General features: G+C 28.6%; 6 protein-coding genes and 1 pseudogene. 6 read left to right on the top strand and 1 reads right to left on the bottom strand.

What is annotated here, in order from left to right:
• The 6 genes and pseudogenes from Q0370_RS09630 to lysS form a co-directional block, all read left to right on the top strand.
• Nucleotides 1-246, top strand: a pseudogene (locus Q0370_RS09630) (hypothetical protein); the annotation flags it as partial.
• A gap of 147 nt (nt 247-393) precedes the next feature.
• Nucleotides 394-2469: a DNA mismatch repair endonuclease MutL gene (gene mutL, locus Q0370_RS09635; protein ID WP_299575105.1), complete on the top strand. Its 2076-nt coding sequence runs from the start codon at nt 394-396 to the stop codon at nt 2467-2469.
• A 60-nt stretch (nt 2470-2529) separates the two neighbouring features.
• Nucleotides 2530-3000, top strand: coding sequence for a 23S rRNA (pseudouridine(1915)-N(3))-methyltransferase RlmH (locus tag Q0370_RS09640; protein WP_299575108.1), 471 nt, complete (start codon nt 2530-2532; stop codon nt 2998-3000).
• A gap of 12 nt (nt 3001-3012) precedes the next feature.
• Nucleotides 3013-3441 carry a hypothetical protein gene (locus tag Q0370_RS09645; RefSeq protein ID WP_299575110.1) on the top strand — a complete coding sequence of 143 codons (429 nt, stop codon included), beginning with the start codon at nt 3013-3015 and terminating at the stop codon, nt 3439-3441.
• 31 nt (nt 3442-3472) lie between these two features.
• A complete protein-coding gene (locus Q0370_RS09650; RefSeq protein ID WP_299575112.1) occupies nt 3473-3844 on the top strand; it encodes a DUF1934 family protein in 372 nt (123 codons plus the stop codon).
• A gap of 20 nt (nt 3845-3864) precedes the next feature.
• On the top strand, nt 3865-5349 hold the full coding sequence (lysS, locus tag Q0370_RS09655; RefSeq protein WP_299575114.1) for a lysine--tRNA ligase: 1485 nt from the start codon (nt 3865-3867) through the stop codon (nt 5347-5349).
• Nucleotides 5350-5429: 80 nt separating this feature from the next.
• Here the strand turns inward: lysS and Q0370_RS09660 are convergent, their stop codons facing one another.
• Entirely contained in the window at nt 5430-5720 is a 291-nt protein-coding gene (locus Q0370_RS09660; protein WP_147006350.1) for a hypothetical protein, read from the bottom strand.
• Between the last annotated feature and the right edge of the window lie 343 nt (nt 5721-6063).

Below are 6063 nucleotides of genomic sequence, written 5' to 3' on the forward strand. Positions count from 1 at the left end.
ATTGTAAATATTACTATAAAATATCCTGATTTATCAGAAGCAATAGAAATATTTAAAAAGAAAATATTGGAAGAAAGACAAAGACTTTTGCAATCACCAAACCCTACTGTGAGGTCAGAAGATGAAATAATAAAATTGACTACGCAATTTTTAAAAGAATCTGTAAATGAAAAATTGAATGATCCTAATCTAAGATATTTTGAAGATACATTTGATATTGTATATGTAAAACATAACGATAATTAGGAAATGCAAGAAAGTCCACAATTCAGCAAAGCAATGTTCTTTAATTTGCAGTTTAACTCACTTACTCAAAATTAAAGATTTTTAAGGCAAAAACTTAAAATTTTACAATAAAAATAAAAAAATAACATAGAAAAAGGAGGAGAAATTGTGGGATATATAAAAATACTTGATGAAAAAGTGTCAAATATTATTGCTGCTGGGGAAGTTGTGGAAAATCCAGCTTCGATGATTAAGGAAATGATTGAGAACTCACTGGATGCGAAGGCTACAATGATAAAAATTGAGGTTTTTAAAGCTGGAACAGATGTTAAAGTGAGTGATAATGGAATTGGGATGGATAAGGACGACACGCTTTTGTCAGTGGAGCGGCATGCTACTTCTAAGATTAAGGAAAAGGAAGATGTTTTTAACTTAAATACTTATGGATTTCGTGGAGAGGCTCTGTCATCTATTGCAGCGGTGTCTAAGCTTACGATTACTACACGTTCTGAGAATAGTCCTGTAGGATATAAGATTGGCTGTTATGGCGGAGTTGTGAGAAAATTTGAGGAAGTTTCGAAAAATGTTGGGACAGAAATGGAAGTCAGGGATTTATTTTATAATACGCCTGCCAGACAAAAATTTTTGCGAAAAATGTCAACAGAATATGGTAAAATCAGGGATATTGTACTAAAGGAAGCACTTTCAAACAGTAATGTGGCATTTTCGCTGAAACTGGATGGAAAAAGTACGATAAAAACAAGTGGAAAAGGTATTGAAAATGCAATCCTTGAATTATTTGGAAAGTCAGTTTTGAGAAATTTGAAAAAATTTGAATATGGATATTTAGGTAACGTAGAAATTTTACGAAGTTCAAAGGACTTTATGTTTACTTTTGTAAATAACCGATATGTAAAGTCAGCAACTATTGAACGTGCTGTTATAGACGGCTATTACACTAAACTAATGAAGGGGAAATATCCGTTTGCAATTATTTTTTACAATACTGATCCAAAAGAAATAGATGTAAACGTTCACCCATCCAAAAAAATAATAAAATTCTCGAATGATAAGATTGTTTATAATGAAATAAAATCAGCAATTGATGACTTTTTTTACTACAATGACAGGGAAAACTGGCAACCTAATATTGACCTGATAAAGAAAAATATCAATATTAATGAGAATGTCGCTGTGGAAAAGGATGATTTGTTTTCTGATGACGTTTTGAAGGGGGAAAATCAAAAAGTTATAAGTTTGGAAACTTTTGACGGAAAGGTTTTAGAAAATACTAAAAATTCAAATGAGAAAGATAATTTTTCAGGAGATAATTTTAATGAAAATGATAAAAATTCTGAGTTTTTTGATAGTTCTAAAAATATGAGTAATGATAGTTTTTCAAATAGTGAAAACTTTACAAAAAACAAAAACGAAAATGATTTAAGCGTTGATGAAATATGGAATAAAATGAATGATAATTCAAAAATGACTGTGGAAAACAATGTGGAAAATTTTAAGAAAAAGAATGAATATTACACTAAAACAGGGGATAAAAACAGTAATTCTGAGAATTATAAAAATACTGTTGAATATAGAAATTTTGATACTATAAATGAAAATACTGAAAATGAATCTCATTATAAAGTCGGAACGTTTGAAAAACATATTGGAAAGCAGTTTCATTATGATATTTTGGGACAGATTTTTGACACATATATTCTTGTTCGTAGAGATGACGAACTGGAAATTTATGATCAGCATATTATTCATGAGAGAATTTTGTATGAAGAGCTAAAGGATAAGTTCTATAATAAGAAAATTGAATCGCAGCATTTATTATTGCCACTAAAAATGGAAGTTACACAAATTGAAAAAAATATTATTTTTGAAAATGTTGACATTTTTAAAGATTTTGGATTTGATATTGATGAGTTTTCAGAAGATGAAATTGTCATTCGTGCTGTGCCTGCCTTTGATTTTCGGGATAGCATTGAAAATGTATTTTTACAGTTGCTTATGGATTTGAAAAATGAAGTTGAAATAAAGGATTTACGGGAAAATATCATTATTTCGATGTCGTGCAAAGGAGCTGTGAAGGCTGGACAAAAACTTGATACATTTGAAATGCAGAATATGGTTCGAAGGATTCACGAAGTTGGGAAATATACGTGTCCGCATGGACGGCCAATTATTGTAAAACTTTCTAGAAATGATTTGGATAAAATGTTTGGAAGAAGAAAATAAGGGTAAAAATTGAGAAATTTAGTAAAAAAATGAAAAAACTTTTGACAATAAGGAAAAAATATGATAAGAATTAATGTAGTATGTGTTGGAAAAATAAAAGAAAAATATATAAAAGAGGGAATAAATGAATTTTTAAAAAGGTTATCAAAGTACATTAAACTCGAAATTATAGAACTTGCTGAAGAAGATGATAACAAAGGTATTGAAAATGCAATAAATTCTGAGACTGAAAGAATAATAAATGCAATCTCAAAAAAAAGTTATTCATACAATATTTTACTTGATTTAAAAGGAAAAATGCTTGATTCAGAAGAAATGGCACAAAAAATTGAAGAAATTTCTATGACAAGCAGTGAAATTAATTTTATAATAGGCGGTTCAAATGGTGTAAATGATAATTTACGAAAAATTGTGGATTTCAGATTATGTTTTTCGCCAATGACTTTTCCACATCAACTTATGCGATTAATTTTAACAGAGCAACTATACAGATGGGTTTCAATTAATAATAATATAAAATATCATAAATAACGGAGGGAAATTATGTATTCTGCTGGGGAAGAATTTGAAAAAATCAATAATGAGGGTGACGTTGAAGGATATACGTGCCTTTCAAATATTACGGTAGGAGATAAGGAATATTTAGTTTGCGATGATGAAACTGGGGAAAAAAAGGTTTTTTACTATGACAGTATCGAAGAGGAACTGTATGATTTGGATGAAGATGAGGAAGATCAAGTTCTTGAAATATGGAATGATGAATATTATGGGTCTGACAAGGATTACATGTATTGGAACGAAGATTTTGGAGAATATGATAAAAATGAAAATGTGGATGGAGAATTTGATGAAAGAAATTATGATTCACTAAATGATGATAATAATGATGAAAACGGATTTTTTAACAATGAAGACGAAGATGATGAGGATTTATCTGAATTTTTAGATGATTTCTTTGATGATGAAGACTAAAATGAATAAAAACCAATATTTAAGGAAAAAAATGAAAATAAAAATAAAAAGTTTGGATAAATTTAAAGAAAATTATGAAAAATTATTTGAACTGGAAAAAATAATAATTGTTGATAAAAAAAAAGAATATCATTACAAAGATGAATATGGAAAATGTAAGATTGTTGATAAAATTGATTCCATTGAAATTTACCGACATGGTGAAATCAATTTCAAGCAGATATTCAAAAAAGATAAAAATACTTTGTTTACTTTCATTACAACAAAATTTCGTGGGAAATATGAAATTTTTACAAAAAAATTTGAAAAAGAAAATGGAAAAATAATGCTGGAATATGATATAATAGATGGTAATGAAGTGATAAATAGTATAAATTTAGAAATACAAATGTTAGATAATTAAAAAGCAGAAAGGAAAAATAGATGAGCAATCAAAACCACAATGATAATGGTATTATAAAAGAAAAATTAAAAAAAGTAGAAGAACTGAAAGAAATAGGAATTGAACCGTATGGACGAAAATATGAAAAATTAAATGATATTGCAGAAATAAATCAATATGATGAAACTTGTGATAAAGTATTTAAAACAGCTGGAAGAATCGTTGCCTTTAGAAGAATGGGAAAAAATGGATTTGGACAAATTCAGGATCCAACTGGGAAAATTCAATACTATGTAAAAAAAGATGAAGTTGGAGAAGAACAGTACGAAATTTATAAAAAAATGGGACTTGGAGATTTTATTGGTCTAGAAGGGAAACTTTTTAGAACTAATACTGGGGAATTGACTTTAAGAGTAGATTCTTTTGAAGTATTATCTAAAAATGTACGTCCGCTTCCAGAAAAATTTCATGGGTTAACTAACATCGAAACTCGTTACAGACAAAGATATGTGGATCTTGTAATGAACAGGGAAGTTATGGATACTATGAAAAAAAGATTCCAAATTATAAGATTTTTTAGAAGCTATCTTGAAAAACATGGATTTACAGAAGTGGAAACGCCAATGATGCATCCAGTTGCTGGAGGAGCTACAGCCAGACCATTTGTAACACACCATAATGCACTTGATATGGAGCTGTTTTTGAGAATAGCACCTGAATTATACTTAAAAAGACTGCTTGTAGGTGGATTTGAAAAAGTGTTCGAAATAAACAGAAGTTTTAGAAACGAAGGAATTTCAATAAAACATAATCCAGAATTTACAATGATGGAACTATACCAGGCTTATGCTGATTTTAATGATATGATGGACTTGACAGAAGATTTGATTTCAAGCTTGACATTTGAGCTTCATGGTAAATATGAGATTGAATATGAAGATAAGACTATTAATATGGCAAAGCCTTGGAGACGTGTTACAATGAAGGACATTGTAAAAGAAATAACTGGATTTGATTTTGATACAGTTAGCAGTGATGAAGATGCTATAAATAAAGCAAAAGAAATGAATATTCCGCTAGAAAAAGACAAAACTTATACAAAATATGGAATTTTAAACTTGATATTTGAAGAAAAAGTCGAGGGAACTTTATTGAATCCAACATTTATTACAGAATATCCAAAAGAAATTTCTCCGCTTTCAAAAAACCAAAAAGGTGAAACTGAATGGGTAGACAGATTTGAATTATTTATTTCAGGAAGAGAATTTGCCAATGCTTATTCAGAATTAAATGATCCGAGAGATCAGAAGGAAAGATTTGAAGAACAGGTGAAATTGAAGGAAGCTGGAGATGATGAAGCACAAGGAATGGATTTAGACTATATACGTGCCTTAGAATATGGAATGCCACCAGCAGGAGGGCTTGGAATAGGAATTGACAGATTAGTTATGCTACAGACGAATTCTGCTTCAATTAGAGATGTTATTTTATTCCCAACTTTAAGAAAAGAAGATATTGAATTATAATTTAAATAAAGCAAACAAAAAAACTCTAGGTTTAAAAAACTTAGAGTCTTTTTATTATAATCTATTAAAGAGATAATTAATTAGTCATCTCCCTCAGAATCATCGTAATCTGAAGAATCGTCAGAAGAAACAAGAGTAGCCTTAGTTAGGCGTAACCCTTTGTATCCATTTCCTTCAAAATAAATTTTGTAAGTAGATCCTTTTGAAATTGAAGATAATTTACCACTTGTAAATTGGAAAGTTTTTCCAGATTCCAAACTTTCACAAGTTGCTCTTCCTTTTGCTTTACTAGTAACTTGACACTCATTTACAAATCTTGAGAATCCTAATGCTCCAAATGCTAAAAATCCTACTAGAATTAATTTTTTCATGCTAATCAGCTCCTTTTTTAAATTTTTATATTACCGTTTACAATTACAGTATACCATATAATATAAAAAAATCAAGTATTTTTTTGTTTTTTTTTCAAAATTTATAAAATTGAAGTGAAAATGTATAAAAAAGATAAATTTCTAATTTTAGTATTTACCCTTGTCTAAATAGCGAATTTATTGAAAACTTTTCTAAATAAAGGATATAAAATTAATGTTTTCAAGTAATTTTGAGATATATACTCGAACCCATTTAAAATTTAACTTCTAGAAATTATATAATTTAGGGTTTGAGTAAAATAGTCATAATTTTTGAGTTCTGTTTTAAACTAGTTTTACTATA

Source organism: uncultured Leptotrichia sp. (assembly GCF_938036635.1).
GTDB classification, from domain to species: Bacteria; Fusobacteriota; Fusobacteriia; order Fusobacteriales; family Leptotrichiaceae; genus Leptotrichia; species Leptotrichia hongkongensis.

Excerpts from the sequence above, each read along its gene's own strand:
- Q0370_RS09640 (WP_299575108.1), top strand. The coding sequence starts at position 2,530 with ATGATAAGAATTAATGTAGTATGTGTTGGAAAAATAAAAGAAAAATAT.
- Q0370_RS09645 (WP_299575110.1), top strand. The coding sequence starts at position 3,013 with ATGTATTCTGCTGGGGAAGAATTTGAAAAAATCAATAATGAGGGTGAC.
- Q0370_RS09650 (WP_299575112.1), top strand. The coding sequence starts at position 3,473 with ATGAAAATAAAAATAAAAAGTTTGGATAAATTTAAAGAAAATTATGAA.
- lysS (WP_299575114.1), top strand. The coding sequence starts at position 3,865 with ATGAGCAATCAAAACCACAATGATAATGGTATTATAAAAGAAAAATTA.
- Q0370_RS09660 (WP_147006350.1), bottom strand. The coding sequence starts at position 5,720 with ATGAAAAAATTAATTCTAGTAGGATTTTTAGCATTTGGAGCATTAGGA.